The organism is Kosakonia sp. ML.JS2a (assembly GCF_025642095.1).
Lineage (GTDB): Bacteria > Pseudomonadota > Gammaproteobacteria > Enterobacterales > Enterobacteriaceae.
The window spans coordinates 4,841,855-4,859,398 of the sequence record NZ_CP106754.1 but is presented as its reverse complement, the minus strand read 5'-3'; the positions used below and the strand labels follow the sequence as shown (position 1 = coordinate 4,859,398).

15 protein-coding genes are annotated in these 17,544 nt (G+C 55.9%); 12 read left to right on the top strand and 3 right to left on the bottom strand.

All coding sequences use genetic code 11. The features are described from left to right. The 12 genes from N7922_RS22935 (at window position 1) to N7922_RS22880 (ending at window position 14,840) form a co-directional block, all read left to right on the top strand. Window positions 1-681, top strand: coding sequence for an AroM family protein (locus N7922_RS22935; RefSeq protein WP_263098426.1), 681 nt, complete (start codon window positions 1-3; stop codon window positions 679-681). A gap of 18 nt (window positions 682-699) precedes the next feature. Beyond that, window positions 700-1,392, top strand: a complete 693-nt coding sequence (pepE, locus tag N7922_RS22930) for a dipeptidase PepE (protein WP_263098425.1) — start codon at window positions 700-702, stop codon at window positions 1,390-1,392. A 10-nt stretch (window positions 1,393-1,402) separates the two neighbouring features. Beyond that, on the top strand, window positions 1,403-2,029 hold the full coding sequence (locus N7922_RS22925; protein ID WP_263098424.1) for an aspartate/glutamate racemase family protein: 627 nt from the start codon (window positions 1,403-1,405) through the stop codon (window positions 2,027-2,029). 439 nt (window positions 2,030-2,468) lie between these two features. After that, window positions 2,469-4,685: a type VI secretion system Vgr family protein gene (locus N7922_RS22920; RefSeq protein WP_263098423.1), complete on the top strand. Its 2,217-nt coding sequence runs from the start codon at window positions 2,469-2,471 to the stop codon at window positions 4,683-4,685. Window positions 4,686-4,697: 12 nt separating this feature from the next. Further along, entirely contained in the window at window positions 4,698-6,251 is a 1,554-nt protein-coding gene (locus N7922_RS22915; protein WP_263098422.1) for a hypothetical protein, read from the top strand. After that, on the top strand, window positions 6,248-6,376 hold the full coding sequence (locus N7922_RS22910; RefSeq protein ID WP_263098421.1) for a hypothetical protein: 129 nt from the start codon (window positions 6,248-6,250) through the stop codon (window positions 6,374-6,376). Before N7922_RS22915 ends, N7922_RS22910 begins: the two co-directional genes overlap by 4 nt. 10 nt (window positions 6,377-6,386) lie before the next feature. Then, window positions 6,387-10,478 carry an RHS repeat-associated core domain-containing protein gene (locus N7922_RS22905; RefSeq protein ID WP_263098420.1) on the top strand — a complete coding sequence of 1,364 codons (4,092 nt, stop codon included), beginning with the start codon at window positions 6,387-6,389 and terminating at the stop codon, window positions 10,476-10,478. Then, window positions 10,475-10,981, top strand: a complete 507-nt coding sequence (locus N7922_RS22900) for a CPCC family cysteine-rich protein (protein WP_263098419.1) — start codon at window positions 10,475-10,477, stop codon at window positions 10,979-10,981. Before N7922_RS22905 ends, N7922_RS22900 begins: the two co-directional genes overlap by 4 nt. Window positions 10,982-11,444: 463 nt before the next feature. Beyond that, complete coding sequence (locus tag N7922_RS22895; protein WP_263098418.1) at window positions 11,445-11,882, top strand: hypothetical protein; 438 nt, start codon at window positions 11,445-11,447, stop codon at window positions 11,880-11,882. Between the two features lie 455 nt (window positions 11,883-12,337). Further along, a complete protein-coding gene (locus N7922_RS22890; protein WP_263098417.1) occupies window positions 12,338-12,961 on the top strand; it encodes a carbonic anhydrase in 624 nt (207 codons plus the stop codon). Beyond that, the gene (locus tag N7922_RS22885) at window positions 12,958-14,427 is read left to right on the top strand and encodes a SulP family inorganic anion transporter (protein WP_263098416.1); all 1,470 of its coding nucleotides are present in this window, start codon (window positions 12,958-12,960) and stop codon (window positions 14,425-14,427) included. The genes N7922_RS22890 and N7922_RS22885 overlap by 4 nt, the downstream gene beginning before the upstream one ends. After that, a complete protein-coding gene (locus tag N7922_RS22880; protein WP_263098415.1) occupies window positions 14,412-14,840 on the top strand; it encodes a cupin domain-containing protein in 429 nt (142 codons plus the stop codon). Before N7922_RS22885 ends, N7922_RS22880 begins: the two co-directional genes overlap by 16 nt. Before the next feature lies 1 nt (window position 14,841). On the opposite strand, the gene N7922_RS22875 is transcribed toward N7922_RS22880, so the two are convergent. From N7922_RS22875 to N7922_RS22865, 3 genes are read right to left on the bottom strand one after another with little or no spacing between them, the layout of a single operon-like run. Next, window positions 14,842-15,609 (bottom strand): inositol monophosphatase family protein, encoded by a 768-nt coding sequence (locus N7922_RS22875; protein ID WP_263098414.1) that lies wholly within the window; start codon window positions 15,607-15,609, stop codon window positions 14,842-14,844. A 10-nt stretch (window positions 15,610-15,619) separates the two neighbouring features. Beyond that, window positions 15,620-16,630: a LacI family DNA-binding transcriptional regulator gene (locus N7922_RS22870; RefSeq protein ID WP_263100987.1), complete on the bottom strand. Its 1,011-nt coding sequence runs from the start codon at window positions 16,628-16,630 to the stop codon at window positions 15,620-15,622. 8 nt (window positions 16,631-16,638) lie between these two features. After that, window positions 16,639-17,397, bottom strand: a complete 759-nt coding sequence (locus N7922_RS22865; protein ID WP_263098413.1) for an MBL fold metallo-hydrolase — start codon at window positions 17,395-17,397, stop codon at window positions 16,639-16,641. Window positions 17,398-17,544: the final 147 nt, after the last annotated feature.

Genomic DNA, 17,544 nt, shown 5'->3' with positions numbered 1-17,544 from the left:
ATGGCTATTCGCAAAATGGGCACCCTGACCATTGGTCAGGCACCGCGCAGCGATATCACACCGATCCTTGATGCTGCATTGCCTTCCCATGTGCGTTGTCTGCATGCCGGTGTGCTTGATGGGCTGGATGACGCTGCTATCGCGGCGCGTTTTGCGCCGCAACCGGGCGACGCCCTCCTGACGTCACGCCTGCTGGATGGGCGCGCCGTGGTGATGGGCAAACCCGCTGTCGGTGCTGCGTTGCAGCAAAAGATCGACGACCTGGAAGCACAAGGCTGTGAGATCATCGCTATTCTCTGCACCGGTGAGTTTCACGGCCTGCACAGCCAAAAAGCCTGGTTGATCGAGCCGGATCGGATCCTGCCGCCAACGTTGAACGCGCTGGTCGGGGATCGCCGGGCCGGGATCCTCGTGCCGCTCGAATCACAAATCACCAGTGAGCTGGAAAAATGGCGCGGTGCGCACCAGACACCGGTATTTGCTATCGCCTCGCCCTATACTGCCAGCGAAGAAGAGGTGGCAGAGGCCGCCCGTTCGCTTGAAGCTCAGGGCGCGGAAGTGATCCTGACTGACTGTATGGGCTATACCGGCTGGCATCAGGAGATTTGCGCGCGCCATACGGCGCTGCCGGTGGTGTTGTCGAATAAATTGCTGGCCGATCTGCTGCGTAACCTGCTGTAGCGGTAAAAGGAGACTGTGATGGATTTACTGTTGCTGAGTAACTCGGTGCTGCCGGGTTCCGGATATCTGGAATATGCCCTCCCGCTGCTGAAAGCGCAGTCTGGCGGGCGTCGTAAAGTGGTGTTTATCCCCTTTGCTGGCGTGACACAAAGCTGGGATGCCTATACCGATAAGGTGCGTCTGGCGCTGGCGGAACTGGAGCTGGAGATCACCGGTATTCATACTGTTGATAACGCTTCTGCAGCCATTGCCGCTGCGGATATTGTGATGGTCGGTGGCGGTAACACCTTTAATCTGCTGAAAAACTGCCGTGAACGTGGGCTGATTGAACCGATCCGCCAGGCGGTGAAGAACGGGGCGCTGTATGTTGGCTGGAGCGCCGGGGCGAATCTGGCCTGCCCGACGATACGCACCACTAACGATATGCCGATTATCGACCCGGGCGGACTGGATGCGCTGAACCTGGTGCCATTGCAGATCAACCCGCATTTTACAAACGCCTTGCCCGCCGGGCATCAGGGCGAAACGCGTGAGCAGCGTATCCGCGAACTGCTGGTGGTCGCGCCGGAACTGAACGTGATCGGTCTACCGGAAGGGGGATGGATCACCGTGCAAAACGGCCATGCGCAGTTGGGCGGCGACAGGCCAGCGCTGTTGTTTAAGGCCAATGAAGAGGCGATCACGCTGGAAGCGGGCCACCGCTTTTTCTGAGGGAAACATCATGCTGGGGATCATTCGGGTATTAACCCATGACGATGCGCATTTCGTTGAAGAGCATGGACACCTGATTCAGCAGGAGTATGGCATTGCATCGATCAGCCGCTGCATTGACGAGCAGCGCAACGGTATTTTCGATGCTGCAAGCGAAGCGCTGGCTGTGCCGAAAATTATCGCATTGGGAAAAGCGCTGGAAGCGCAGGGCTGTACAGCGCTGTTTTTGAGCTGCGCTGCCGATCCCGGTCTGGCTCTGCTGCGCGCGGCAGTGACCATTCCGGTGGTTGCGGCCGGAAGCGCTTCCGCCAGTATCGCCGCGATGCTAAAACGCCCGGTGGCGGTGATGGGCATTGGCGCTGCGGCACCAATGCCATTTCGCACGTTGCTGGGTGAAGAGGTTCTGTATGCGCGGCCTGAAGGGGTGACGAAAACGACCGATCTGCTCACGCCGGAAGGACGCGCCAGCGCGCTGGCCTGTGCCGACAAGCTCTATCAGCAAGGGGTGGAGGTGATTGCGTTCTCCTGCACCGGCTTTTCCACCATTGCCCTGGCGGACGCTATTCGCGTAAAACCCGGGCGCATCGCTATTGATGCGGTCAGCGCAGCGGGCCTGTTCGCCAGCCAACTGGTCTGAATACAGCAGGCCCGGCAACGGGCCAGCTGTACCGTAACGCGTTTATTCTTTGCATTTAACACGCTTTCGCTTACCCCATCAAAAATATCCCCCGCTAATAAATTTATTTCTGTTTTTCGACATGGAGTGAAGGGCGGAAAATATATCATGCGTTGATGTTTTGTTGGCTGAATCGAATAACCAGAAAACCGCGAAAATAATAGGTAAATAAGCATTTCACTGATTTAAAATATATTATTTCTCGCAATGGAAAATGGGACTATTCTTATCTTTCATTACGCGCCAGTTTCAACTATATCCAGATAATATTAAATAAATTGCCAGCGTTAGTGGGCAAAAAGCCGCATATACATTGTTGTCTATTATAATTTCCGGTACTGAAGTCGCCTGAAGACAGGTTTGCTTCCGGAATATTCGCCTCTGTCAGTAAGGAACTCGTATGGTTAACCGGATAACCGTCCTGTTGTCCGCCGGGAGTGATTCGCTCTTATTCTGGATGTTAACAGGAGAGGAGAAACTCTCTGCGCCATTTCGTTTTCAGGTGGATCTGTTAAGCAAAGATTTCACCCTTGATCGGCAAAAACTGCTCGGTCAGAACATGACGGTGGTCATTCCGGGGCAATCAGGCGCTGAGCGTTACCTTTCTGGCAAGGTAACCGCCGTTGCCGTTCGTTCCGAAGAGTTGGACGGTACGCGCTACGCTGTTTATCAAACCACGCTGGAACCGGACTTCTGGCCCATGATGCGCGACCGCAACTTTCGCATCTTCCAACAGCAGCGCGTACCGGACATCGCCAAAACGCTGTTTACAGAATACAACGTCAACATCGAAGACAAGCTCACCCGCAGCTACCGGCAATGGGATTATTGCGTGCAATACGCAGAGAGCAGTTTCCATTTTCTGAGCCGCCTGCTGGAGCTTGAAGGGATCAGCTATTTTTTCCGTCACCATAAAGACGGCCATACGCTGGTGTTGATGGATGATTACTCACAGGCGGATGCATTCCCCGGCTATGAGACCCTTCCCTGGCATGCACAGGCGAGCGGCGGGGCGGTGAACGAGGAAGGTATCAGCCAGCTACTGGCGCGACATGTGGTCACGCCAGGCCTGTACAGCACGGACGATTATGATTTTCGAAAACCGCACGCATGGATGCTGCAAACGCTGCAAAACCCGGTCTCGCCAACACCAGGGCGCATCGACGTTTATGACTGGCCGGGGCGTTTCGTTGAACATGGCGATGGCGAATCGTATGCCCGTATTCGCCAGCAGTCATGGCAGGCGGCGCAGCAGCAAACCCAGGGAACGGCTACCGCAACCGGCATTGCGCCGGGGCACACCTTTACGCTGATCAATGCGCCCCATTATGCCGACAATGCGAAATGGCTGGTGGTCGGCGCACATTATGCGTTCGAGGAAAACCAGTATGCGTCTGGCGATACGGGCGAGGTAAAACACCGCATCGACTTTACTGTGATCCCCGCAGCGACGCCGTTTCGCCCACCGGTGGCGACCGACTGGCCACGCACGTACGGGCCGCAGACTGCCCGCGTGGTTGGGCCGAAAGGGGAGTCCATCTGGACGGATAAATACGGGCGTGTAAAGGTGAAATTCCACTGGGATCGCGAAAGCCAGGGGGATGAAAACAGCTCCTGCTGGGTGCGCGTCTCCAGCGCCTGGGCGGGCCAGGGCTACGGTGGGGTGCAGATCCCGCGTGTGGGCGACGAAGTGGTGGTGGATTTTATTAATGGCGAGCCGGACAGGCCGATCATCATTGGTCGGGTCTATAACGAAGCCAGTATGCCGCCGTGGGCGCTGCCTGCTGCGGCGACGCAGATGGGCTTTATGAGCCGCTCGAAAGATGGCTCGCCGGATAATGCCAACGCCCTGCGTTTTGAAGACAAACCCGGCGAAGAGCAATTTTGGCTGCATGCCGAGCGCAACATGGATACCGAAGTCGAGAACGACGAAACCCATGATGTGGGCAGTAACCGGACGAAAACCGTCGGTAAAGACGAGACCAGCCATATCAAACAGAACCGCACCCGCACCGTCGACGGCAATGAAACGGTCACGGTTGGTCAGGATCGCAGTAAAACCATTAACGGTAATGAGACCACCACGGTGCAGCAAAACCGCACCGAAAGCGTGAAGGGCAATGAGACCCTCAGCGTGGATCAAAACCGCGATGAAACCATTACCGGTAATCACACCACCACGGTGAAAAGCAACAACACCGGTACGGTCGAAGGTAACCAGACACTGACAGTGGTGCAGGATCGCAGCCGTACCGTTCAGGGCAATGAAACGGTCAGCGTTCAGCAGAACCGCACCGTGAATGTCACCGGCAACCAGACGCTGGATGTCACCGGCAACCGCAATGTGACGGTGCACAGCAGCGAAGTGCGCACGGTGACGCAAAAGCAGGATGTCAGCATTGGCGCCGGGCGCACGTTGAGCATTACCGGCGGCGATACCCGTTTTACGCAAGGCAGCGTGGCGGACAGCGCCACGGATACCTTCCGCATCAATGTGGGGGAGAGCGGCATTCTGATTGGCAACGGCAGCGTGGAAATTACCGCAGGCGGGTCGACCATCACCATTAATGCCGCCGGGGTCATGGTGAATGGCAAAAAAATTGAGCTTAATGCCTGACGGGGAATGTGAATGAGCGCCGCGAAAAACCCCACCGAAAAAGTGATGGCGGAGCTGGAGCTAAGCTGGCTGGATGCCAGCGAGCACTCAGCGCAGACCCGGCTGTTTATCTGGCGGGTTCCGACCCAGGGTGAGTCCTTGCTGGACGGTTTTATCGCGCTGCAACAGCACCCGGAAGGACGCACGCTGCCGGATCTGTTTCTTGGGCTGACAACGCCTTTCGAAACCGGCTTCGGCTACAGTGAGGCGCTGGGGCGTGAATTTGTTGAACATTATGAGGCCACGCCGGATGCCGCAGACTGGCAGGCGGAGCCCTATCTGCCGTGCTACTCCCCTGCGCAGTTGCGCCAGTTACTACAAGGGTTCGCCGACCGGTTTGCAGAAGATCTGCGTTACCTGGTGCTGGTGCTCAAACCTTCCGCCGTCAGCGATGACAGCGCATTAACGCGCTGGCTCAACGGCTGGCTGGAACAGGGCGAACCCGCGCCGCGATTGCTGTTGATTGATACCGTTGAACAGCCGGTGTGGCAACCGCTGCTTGATGCACACCCCGATAGAATTCAACTGATTGTCGACGACATTGATGGCATGAAGGTGATGCACCAGACCGCGCAGCAGCAGACCGATTCCGATGGCGATCGTTTACTGTTTCGCCGCTACCTGGCGGATGCGATGTTGCTGCTGGAAAAAGGCACTGCCGCACAAGTGGCTGCGCGCGGCGGCCTTGCGCTGGCAATTGCCCGGCAACGCGGCTGGGCCGATCAGCAGGCGATGATGCATAACCTGATAGCGGGCGGCTGGCTGAAGGGCAATGACCCTGCGCAGGCGGTCGAACATTATCGGCAGGCGCAGGATATCGCTGGCGAGATTGCCGACCCGACGCTGAAAGGGCAGTTGCGCACGCAAAGTACGTTTGGCGAAGCCGGCGCGTGGTTTGCAACGAAAGATTATCTCCAGGCGGCGAAAGGTTACCGTCAGGCCGCGCGGGAGGCGCAGGCGATCCCTCACCCGGTCTTTGAAATGGAAGGCTGGCGCATGTCAGGCTTTTGCCTCTGGCTGGCAGGGCACCGACCCACAGCGATGGAAGAGTATGCCCGTGCGGTGAAGGCGGCGGAAAACGTTCCTTTACCCGAACGCGGGCAAACCACGCTGCCGCTGGTGTTTCAGGATTTACTGCGTATGCATGATAAACGGCGCACCGAGGCCATTGAAGCCTGTGCCGCGCGCTGGCAACGCGAGAAACGGAGTGTGATCCAACAAACGGAAGCGCGTTTGCCTGCGCAGCCGGGTATTGAACAGGTGAAGCAGGCGGAAAGCCGTCTGCAATTACAGCTTGAAGCCACGTTTACCGTGATCCGCGAAGAGCGGGAAAATCTTATTCGTCGCGGAGATGAGAGTTTTCGCCGCGTTATCCGGCTGGCGCGGGAGAAACTGCACCCGCACTGGAATGGTTTGCCGGATATCGCCCACCCCTTTGATGCCCCGCCAGGTGAGTGGCAAAGCCTGCCCGCATGGGGGGAGAGCGACGCATTGTTATCTGAACCTGCAGGAAGCAACCCGTTATGAAGACCCGCATTATTACCATTGTTGTTGTTACGCTGCTCGCGCTGCTGTTTTTGAGCCTCTCCGATAGCGATCTCGCCACCGAGGTCCGTACCTTCCTGCGCGCGCTATTGCGGGCCATGTTCTGAGGCACGACTGATGCACTCCGGCGCTCACTTCGATCCGCAGCTTGGGCTGGATATTCACACCTACCCATGGCCGCTACCGACTCCCCATATCGGTATTGTGTTTGACGTGTTTGATTATCTCCCGCTGATTGGCACCACGGTGCACGTCAACAGCATTAAGCGCGCCAGTGCCGGAACGGGCGGGATCGCGGTGCATATTCCCGTGGGCGGGGCGTGGATCCCGCCGTTGCGCGCGCCGGGCGGCCCGCAAATAGAAGATGAGCTGTTTATGGGCAGTAAAACCGTCTCCGTGGACGGCGAGCCCTTCTCCCGCATCGGTATGCCGGTGCTGAGCTGTAATATTCTCGGCCTGATCCCGCCGTTTCGCCTGAAACGCGCCACCAAGCCGAAGCCGCTGTCACTGACGCTGCCGCTGACCTTTAACCTGGCTATCCCGAACAATGTCATTGTGGGCGGGCCACCGACCATCAGCCTGATGGCGCTGCTGATGCGTGCCGGGTTGAGCGGCCTGGGCAAGGGTTTCAAAAAGCTGAAGAAGACGCCGCAATGGCGGTTGTTTATGCGCCGTTTTCGCAAGCTTCGACAAAAGCTGTTCCGCAATATGGATCCCGGTTTCCTGAAGTGCCGGGTGTTGCGTGCCGAACCGGTCGATATTCGCGATGGCAGCGTCAGCCTTGAGCACCAGGACTTCCTGCTGCCGGGTCGTTTGCCGCTGGCCTGGAACCGCACTTACTCCTCGGCCGATCTTGATGTTGAAGGTCTGTGCGGTCACGGTTGGTCGACGCCAGCGGATATCCGCCTGGAGGTGATGGCGGACGAAGGCATTGCCATGCTGACGCAACCGGAAGGGATGACGCTGTTTGCCGGGCTGCCGCAGGCCGACGGGCGTGCGCAGGGCATTCCCGGCTTGCCGGACGGCAGCTGCTTATGGCGGCAAACGGTTAACGGCGAAGTGCTGTGGCAGGTGGTGCAGGAGAGTGGCCCGCAACTGCAATTTAGCGGTGAACACGGGGTGTTGCCGATCCGCCAACTCGCCGATCGTAACGGTAATGGCTGGCGATTTGAGTGGAACGGCAGTGAACTGCTGCACATTCGTGAGTTCACCCACCAGGGGATGACCGCGCGTGAAATCCTCGTCACGCAGGAGAACCATCGCCTGCTCGCCCTGCGTTTGCGTAATGCGCTGGATGGTGACGTCACACCGCTGACCCGCTACGAGTATGACGACGAGGGGCAACTGAGTGCGGAGATTGATGCGTTGTCGCATCCGCGCCGTTTTTATTATCAGCAGCATCACCTTGTCAGTCACGTTGATCGTAACGGGCAGGGGTTCCACTACCAGTACAACGATGTCTGGCAAGTGGCGCATGCCTGGGGCGACGGCGGCGTCTGGGATTATCACTTTGCGTATCACGACCTGCTTAACGAAGTGGAAGTCACGGATTCGCTGGGGTATGTCGCGCGCATTACCTTTGACGAAAACGGCCTGCCGGTTTCGGAAATCGATCCGCTGGGCGGCAACACGGTGTTCCGCTATGACGATTTTGGCCGCACGCTGGAGCTGATTGAACCGGACGGCAGTACCCATCGCTGGGAGTATGACGAACTGGGGCGCATGACAGCCGAATATCTGCCAGACGGAAGCGTGATTCAGGCGGCGTATGATGCGTTTGGCGAGCTGTTGGCGCTGACCGATGAGAAGGGCGCTATCTGGCGTTCAGAGTACGATGCGAATGGAAATTTGATTGCCACGATTGACCCGACAGGGGTCACTTCGCGTTATCAGTATGACGCTCTCGGGCAGCTTTCTGAGGTGCAGAAACCGGGTTCACCGTCGGGTTGCTATCACTATGATCGTTTCGGTTTTTTACAGTCGGTAAGCTCTGGCGGGGCGGGCATTGCCCGTTTTCGTTATTCCGTGCGCGGCACACTGCTGGAATGGGTTGACGCTGGCGAGGGGATCACCCGCTATCACTGGGATAGCAAAGACCGGCTGGTGGCGACGGTGAATCCGGCGGGGGGCGAAGCCCGTATTGCCTACGATCGGGAAGATAGCCCGGTACACTTTACCGATGAACAAGGTAATGTGACCCGTTTTCGTTATAACGGCACCGGAATGCTGACCGCCTGTGAAACGCCCGATGGGGCGACGCTTGGTTACCAGTATGACCCGGAAGATCGACTGTTGGCGGTGATTAATCAGAACGGTCAGCGCTGGCAATTGACCCGCGATGCCCTCGGTCGGGTGACGACGGAAAGCGACTACTGGGGCCAGATGACGCGTTACGGTTGGAGCAGCGCCAGCCGTCTGATCAGTCGTGAAGACGCACTGGGGCGCGAAGTGCGCTATGGCTATGACAAAGCCGGGAGGCTGAGCGAACGGCGCAGCGGTGACACATTACAGGCGAAATATCACTATGATCGGTGCGGCCGGATGGTGTTATGTGAGAACCCCTGGCGCAGGCTGGCGTGGCGCTATGACGATGCCGGGCGGCTGCGGCAGGAAGAGCAGGACGGCTTCCAGTTGCGTTACGGCTACAATGAACGCGGGTTGCTGATTTCGCGCGACAGTGACAGCGGCCATCAGGTGCGTTATGGGCTGGATGAGCATGACCGCCTTGCGCAGGTGCAGCTCAACGGCGATGCACCGATTATTTTCACCTATGACAATACCGGGCGCAGAGTCAGCGAGCAGCTTTCCGACGCGGTGACACGTAGCTTTAGTTACGATCGGCTTGGGCGCCTCACCTCGCAGCAGGTACTGCAAAACGATTTACCGCTGTTCGCCCGCGGTTTTGCCTATGATCGCACCGGCAACCTGACGTTGCGCGAAGACAGTCAGTGGGGGAGCGATCGTTACGCTTACGATCCGCTTGGCCGGTTGACGGCGCATACCTCACCGGATGGTGTGCTGCGGCAGTTTGTGCAGGATGCAACAGGGAACCATTTGCAAACGCAGACACGCGATGTGAACGACAGTGCAGGCGGCTGGTTCCGCGAAGGCCTCCATCATGGTGTGCGCTATGTGTTTGACCGCGCCGGGGAATTGCGCCAGCGCCGTCATGTGCAGAACGCGAGCGAAGAAAAAGAAGATTTTACCTGGGATGATCACCGCCAGCTTATTGCTGTGCGCAAAGGTGACTGCCTGGTGCGCTACGGTTATGACGGGCTGGGGCGGCGGGTATTCAAACAGACCGCCACGGAAACGCACTGGTTCTACTGGCAGCGCGATGCGCTGGCGAGCGAGACCGTTACCGCCACGGCAGAGCCGCTGGCGGCGCTGAGTATTTTTGATACTGGCGGCAGGTTAAAACGGCAGAAAGCGCAGGCGACATTATTCAGCAGCATGCGCGAGTATATCTATTATCCCGACAGCTTCCGGCCGCTGGCGCTGCTGACGCAGGAGGATGGCGCAAAACAGAGCTGGCACTATCACTGCGATCCGAACGGTGCGCCAGTCCGTCTGACCTCGCCCGGCGGGGAAATTGTTTGGTCGGAGAACACCGGTGTCTGGGGCGAAAAGGGGCCGGTTTATGCTAACCGCATTGATAACCCGCTGCGCTTCCAGGGGCAGTATTATGATGCTGAAACCGGGCTGCACTACAACCGCTATCGCTATTACGACCCGGCCATTGCCGCCTATATCAGCCAGGACCCGATAGGTCTGGCGGGAGGCTATAACAGTTATGCATATGTCCGTGGGCCTTTTACATGGATAGACCCCCTGGGCTTAGAGAATTGTGGCCTGGCGGGGGCAATTAATTGGAAAGGATTCAACCCGGCCAGGAAAGATTACGTAATCGATGGCGTAACCCATAAGAATATGTCGGGGTTGCAATATCACTATCTAAAACATGGAAAGGAATTTGGTGATATCACTCAGGTGCAATACCTGAATAAGGCAAAAGAATTTGCCAAAAAATCGCTTACCGACTCAATGCAGGAGGAAAAGGTTGGTAATATCATTATCCGGCATGATAAAAGCACAGGTGAGATTTTTGTTGGTCATGCAGGAAAAAGAGAAATGAGGACGTATTATATTGATGACGGCAGAGATAGCGATGCATTTGCTGCCGCAGTAAATATGGCTAAGGAGTTATGATGAAAATTGAATTTAAATATGATGAAGTCATTGATTTTATTAAATGCCATTCCCTCTTAAGCATGTCGTTAGAGGAACGGCTTCAAACGTTGATTGAATCCGGTATTATTGAGGAGGAAAACCCACTTGAGGCTGCTAAACAGGAATACAATCAAGAAATTAAAGATGGTTTGGTCTTCTCTTTGTTAATTAAAAATTCATTTTGGGAAGCAACGATTAAAGAAATCACTGGTAACGATATTCGCATCGTTGATCACAACGATGAAGACATCACGGGCGTTAACTGTGATGCATGCGGGTATATTGTTTTTGAAGATAAAGAAGATGCTTTTTATGAAATATGCCCGGTGTGCGGATGGCAAAATGATGGTACATCTGGAGCTGAATATAGTGGGTGTAACCATAGTACGATGGACGATTATAAAGCAACTGCTGACTTTGAAAATAGAGTTTCTTCCGGTGGCGGGAAATATATTCTGCGTAATGAAGATAAGACCAGTTAATGACGCCATTCGTAGGGTTAAGAGAGCATTTATCCGGTGTTTCAATACGACAATTGACAGGCATTCGACGCCAGGAGACGTCTGCTGATTTCTCTTAAGTCATATTTACACTGTTTTTTTGCTGTCAAAATTTTGATTATTTTATGAAACCGTGCTAAACAGATTATTAAGAACATAGCTAACGGTGAGTGTTATTTACGCTATTGTCAGATATTGATTCGGTGCTTGTCGTTGATAATCCTGAATGGCCACGTAATGTATTAAATGAACAATGATGTCCCGCATCAGGGTACAAAGAATCCGGCATAAATGTGACTTTTGATGGAATTTAGGATAAGTGCAGAGTTTGCCTTTTCATCACGTCCAGGCAAATAAGAGTTCGCCCGATTTCATTCTCCTGGCTCGGTCGACAATATGGTTCGGAGTTCTTTCACTCCACCCTGTTATTAAGGAGCGCGTTCCTGTGCAAGACTTATACGACGTAAACCCGGCTTTAAGCAGTACAATCGATAAGATTGTAAAAGAGGGCGATAGCGCAAGGCTGCGTGGCGATATGGAGAGCGCACTCTCTTTGTACGACAACGCCTGGTCGCGGGTGCCGGAGCCGAAAACCGATTGGTTGATGCCTTCATTGTGGATCGCCTCCGGTTTTTGCTCCGCCTGGTTTGATAAAGGCGATTTCGCCAGCGCCAAACCCTGGGCTCAGTTTCTGCTAAATCTGCGAACCGACAGGGATACGGCGCCCGCTATCATCATGGGCATGGTGTGTTATGAGCTTCAGCAGTACGACGAAGCGTACGAACATTTTCATCTTGCCTACGGTTATGGGAAGAAGAAGGCATTTCAGGGACGTGAGAAAAAGTATCTCGACTTTTATCTGCTGGAACGTAAAAGAAGGTAGCGATAATTTTATCTAACTTACTGATAATAAGCTTGTTATAAAAACATAAACAGGCCGCTAACCTGTTCAGTGCCAGACTAAAAAAAGCAAGGATGCAGACCGAAGGAGTAAACCCTGTCTGCGTGGTGATATATCAAGGTATGTTCATTATTGCTGTTTCCCTGTTTTCAATTAGCCCCTCAGTATATTCCAATATATCATTCTGAAACCCCCTCAATATAACCATGGTTATTCCCTGTGACTATTAGCAGCCATATCAATAAGCTCAAAAAAATCTCTATATCTGTATAGTGCAATACTTTGCTATTTTCGTTTTTTTACACTTTGACTTTTTTTACTATTTAAATCCCACAATAAGATTTTCCTTACGTATGTATTTTCCCAGTCAGTGCTAGTAGTAAAAGCTCCCGCATAAAACCTGCCAATATGCCCATTGACAATAAGGGAGTCGCACTGTGAACACGTTGAAACCGCTGCTGGCCAGAAACCGTAGCTGGGCGCTATTAAAGCTGAACAGCGATCCGCACTATTTTGAGCAACATCTTCATCAACAACAGCCGCATTCACTATGGATAGGGTGTTCCGACAGCCGTGTTCCGGCTGAGGTGCTAACCGGCTCTCATCCCGGGGAATTATTTGTTCACCGCAATATCGCCAATATGGTCGACCCGGCGGACGACAATTTTATGAGTGTGTTGCAGTACGCCCTGCATTACCTGAAGGTGCATCGCATTGTGCTGTGCGGCCATTACGGCTGCGGCGGCGTGCAGGCTGCACTGCAATTACCGCAAATGGCGCTGGCGGAGGAGTCTTCGGCTCTGTCGCGGCGTATCGGGTTACTGCGCGATGTGCTCGGGCAAAAAATCGATGGTGCTGCGCCCAAAACGCCCGATCCGGAAACCCTCAATCAACTGGTGGAAGCCAACGTCATCACCCAGTTTTCCCGGTTGGTAAAAACGCAACCGGTGCTGGAGGTGTGGCGCAGTCAACGCGAGCTGAACATTTACGGCTGCGTCTATGAGCTGGCGACAGGCCACCTGAAAACGTTGATTGAGAAAACGGCGGAGGAGACGGTATGAAGAGCAATACATTGCGCCAGGATACGCTGGCCGGAGTGGTTGTCTTCCTTGTGGCGCTGCCGCTGTGCCTTGGCATTGCCCAGGCCAGCGGGTTACCGCCGTTTGTTGGTCTGCTGACCGGCATTATCGGCGGTTTGTTGGTCACGGCGCTCAGCCCGTCGCGCTTTGCCGTCAGCGGCCCGGCGGCGGGGCTGGTGACCATTGTGGTGGCCTCGGTTGATGCGCTGGGATCGTTTTCTGCCTTTCTGTTTGCGCTGGTGCTGGCGGGCGTCCTGCAACTGGCGATGGGACTTCTACGCGCCGGGCGCTTTATTGCGCTGGTTCCCGGCAGTGTCATCAAAGGTATGTTGGCGGCTATCGGCTTGTTGTTGATTATGCAGCAGATCCCGGTCGCATTTGGCGCGGTGGAAGAGAGCAGCTTACGCGCGCTGTTCAGCGGCGAATTTGCCTTTTCTCTGACGTCGTTCGCCGTCGCGGCAGGGGGATTATTGCTGTTGTGGTGCTGGGATTCACGGTCAATTAAACGCCTGAAAAGCCTGGGTTGGATCCCCGGCCCGCTGGTTGCGGTGGTTCTCGGGTGCGCGGTTTCACTGTCGCTTATCGCCACGGCACCGCATCTGTTACCTGCGTTGCCGCGTATAACGTTGCCAGAGTTTGGCTCGTTTCGCGATCTGCTCGGCGAGTTGGAAGGGCCGGACTGGATGGCATGGCAAAACCCGGCCGTCTATTCCGTGGCGATGACGCTGGCGCTGGTCGCCAGCCTTGAGACGTTGCTCAGCCAGGAAGCGCTGAAGAAGCTGCGCCCGCAAAACCCACCCCCGTCGCCAGACAAAGAGCTGGTGGCTCAGGGGGCGGGCAACCTGTTTTCGGGTCTCATCGGAGCAATGCCGATCACTGCTGTGATTGTGCGCAGTTCGGTCAACGTCAGCAACGGCGCGCAATCAAAATTCTCGGTGCTGTTGCACGGTGTACTGTTGTTGGTATGCGGTTTGTGGTTCGGCGGCTTTTTGTCGGTGATCCCGCTGGCGAGCCTGGCTGCGGTGCTGCTCTATACCGGGTATAAGCTGGCGACGCCGCGTCTGTTTATCGCGCAGTTCCGCGCCGGGCCACAGCAGTATGTCCCGTTTCTCACCACGGTGGTGGGGATCATCGCGTTCGGCATGCTGGTTGGCATTGCCCTTGGGTTGGTGATGCAGGTGGTGTTAAGCATCTATCACAGCCATCGCAATGCGTTGCAACTGGCCCGCTTTGACGATCACTATGTGTTGCGTATTCATCAGAACCTGACGTTTTTGCACAACCCGCGTTTGCAGACGCTGCTGGCGAAGATCCCGGAGCGCAGCGTGGTGATTGTCGAGCATGACAATGCCCACTATTTCGATCCCGATGTTAAAGCGGTGCTGAGCGAGTTTGCCGAAAGCGCGCCGCAGCGGGGGATTGACCTGAGCCAGTGGCCGACAAAATAAGCCGCAGTGAAAGCGCTCGCCGTGGCGGGCGCAACCTGCCATGCTGGGTGCTCTTTCCGGAGAGGGCGAAGACCATGTTGACCAATCTGCTGCAACACTTTCCCGCCGCTGCCCGTGCAGGCGAAGAGGAGACGTTCGACGATCTGCTGGTGCGACCCGATGTGAAAATCGAACGGATCATCTCCACCGGGCAGGCCAGTCCGCCGGATTTTTGGTACTGCCAGCCGCAAGGTGAATGGGTGTTGATAATACAAGGCGCCGCCGGTTTGCAGCTTGAAGGCGAAACGGAAGAGCGCATGTTGCAGGTGGGGGATTTCGTCAATATCCCGGCGCGTTGCCGCCACCGGGTGAACTGGACGCAAGCCGAACCGCCAACCATCTGGCTGGCGGTCCATTATGAGCGGGCGGGTTAACTCAGTTGTCGGGCAATAAAATGGGTTGCAGACGTTGCCATACCGCCGGGCTGGCGGCCCAGGCATTGTTGCCTTGCGTCAGCCCATTATTGGCGAGAAAGTCATTGTGCCTGCCACCGGCTTCTTTGATGATCGCCAGACCCGCCAGCGCATCCCAGCTATGCAGGTGCGCCTCAAAGTAGCCGTGCACCTGGCCTGCGGCAACGTGGGCCAGCATCAACGCGCCGGCGCCGAAACGGCGGTGTTCAACGCCGTGTTCAAACAACGTTTCAATGATGCGGGTATAGTCGCGCGGCGCAGTGCGGCTTGAACGCCCTAATCCCAGTACGATGGCATCGGGTTCCGGGTCGGTTATCGTCAGTTTCTGGTCATTTAAAAAAGCGCCTTTCCCGCGTTCGGCAAAGAAAAATTCCTCGCGATCGGGGGCATAAATCACCCCCAGCTCAATGTGATTGCCGCTGACATAGGCAACGGAAATACACCAGTAATCCATACCAAGAATGAAGTTGGTGGTGCCATCAATGGGATCAATAACCCAAACCCCCTCGCTGCCCGGCTCCAGACCTCGCTCTTCGCCAAGCAGACCGTCCTGTGGGCGTTGCGCTTTTAGCCAGGCGCGCAACGCGGTTTCCACATACACATCCGCCTGTGAAACAAAATCCTGGCGGCCCTTCTGTTCAATGGTCAGCCCGCTATCGCGAAGTTGTTTCGCCTCCTGACCGAGACGACGAATCAATGCGCATAGCGCGTGGGTAAACTGTTCTGTCATATCTGGACTCTTAGCCAATGCGTGGTGAGGTTTGTCGGTGAATCAGTTCCACCTTAACCCACTCGATGCGGGAAGGCTGCAACGGATTTTTCGCCCGCTCCAGCAGGCGCGTCAGCGCCCGGTGGGCGATCTCGGCCACATCCTGATGCAAGGTGGTTAACTGGTAACTGAACTGACGGCTTTGCGGCGTGTTATCAAAGCCAATCAGGTGAAAATCCTGTGGGGCGAATTTACCGCGCTGGCGCATGCCGTCGAGAAAGCCGCACGCCAGTTGCGCATTGGCGCAGAAAATACCGGCCGGTAATTCGCCTTCCCATGTACGGGCGGCCTGAAAACCGCCTTCGTAACCCTCTTCGCTGGCGGTGATGCCGCTAAGGTGGCGTTGTGTATCCACACCGAGCTGATGAAGTGCCTGATAAAAGGCTTCGCCGCGCATCATCCCGGCCCAGGTGGATCCCGTGTTATTCAGCCAGCCAAAATGGCGGCAGCCAGAGTGAAACAGCTGTTCTGCGGCCTGGCGCGCGCCGGAGTCATTATCCGAGCAGACAAAGTCCACCAGTGGGATATCCGGCTGGCGGTTAATGCCGACCACCGGGATCTGTTGACTGACGCACTCATTGACCAGCGCTGCCGGTGGCTTGCCGGACGTGACGATCACCCCGGACACGCGAAACTGGGTAAAGCGGCGCAGCGTTGGCGTCAGATCCTGCTCGCCGGTGATTTCGGTCACCAGCGCCTGGTAACCGCGCCGTTGGATCTCATGCAGTAAACCCTCCAGCAAGCTACTGCGAAACGGATCGCCAATGCGCGCGACGATCACGCCGATCAAATGGCTGCGCTGGCGGTTCAGTCCCTGGGCGAGGAAATTGACCTGGTAGCCCAGCTCCTGTGCCGCGCGCAGTACTTTTTCTTTGGTGGACGGGGAGATGCTGCCATTGCTGCTCAGGGCGCGAGAGACCACGGCGCGGGAGACGCCCGCCCGTTTCGCCACGTCCTCGGCGGTGACGGTCTGCTTACGCATTGTCTGACTCACTCTGTCGCCCCCGCATACGGGTTGAGGTCGATGGTCATCCCATCCTGGCTGAGAAATAACCCCGGATGCGCCGCACACGCCTGCGCCAGCGCCGGTAGTGCCGCATCATGACAGTGATACAAGCCCATGCGCGGTAAACGCAATTGTTCAAACAGCGCCAGACAGCCAGGAAAATCCCCGTGCGAGGCATCACTGGCGAGTGCGGTCAGCGACGCGCACTCCTGAAATGCCAGACTGGCGTGATGCATCAGCGCGGTGCTTTCCGGTGTCGGGCGACCATCGCCACTGTAGAACAGTGCGTTATCGCCAATCTCGATGCGTAACGCGAGGTTGGGGATTTCATGATGGGAAAACGCGGTGCGGATATGCCAGCCGTGCCAGTGCCATTCGGGTTCGCTGTCCCGCCAGTCGATAGCAAAACAGAGGCTGCTCTCCGGCCAGTTAGCGAGGCTTGCCAGTTGCATCAACACCGGGCGTTGCTCGCGCTGCGACCAGATTATCAACGGCTTGCGGCGGCCAAAGCTCTTCCAGTGATTGAGCAACGCTGTCAGCCCGGTGCAGTGATCCGGATGGACATGGGTAAAGTAGATCGCATCGATGTCATTGACGTCGCCACGCCGTTGCCAGAGCGCGCGTGGGATCGTGGGGCCACAGTCGATCAACCACTGGCGATGGTCATGGTCAGTCACGCAGATTGCCGAGGTATTTTGCTGCACGGAAAAGGCGCTGCCGCACCCCAGAACATCTATTTTCATTTCGCCCACCAAATTTATTGATGACTTAATCAAATTGTCACAAATAGACGACAAAGTAGGCTCACATAATGTCGGTGCAAAGTTGCATTTTTTTTACAAATAAATGAACACGTGTTCATCGACGATAAAAGAGTGAATAAAAGGATC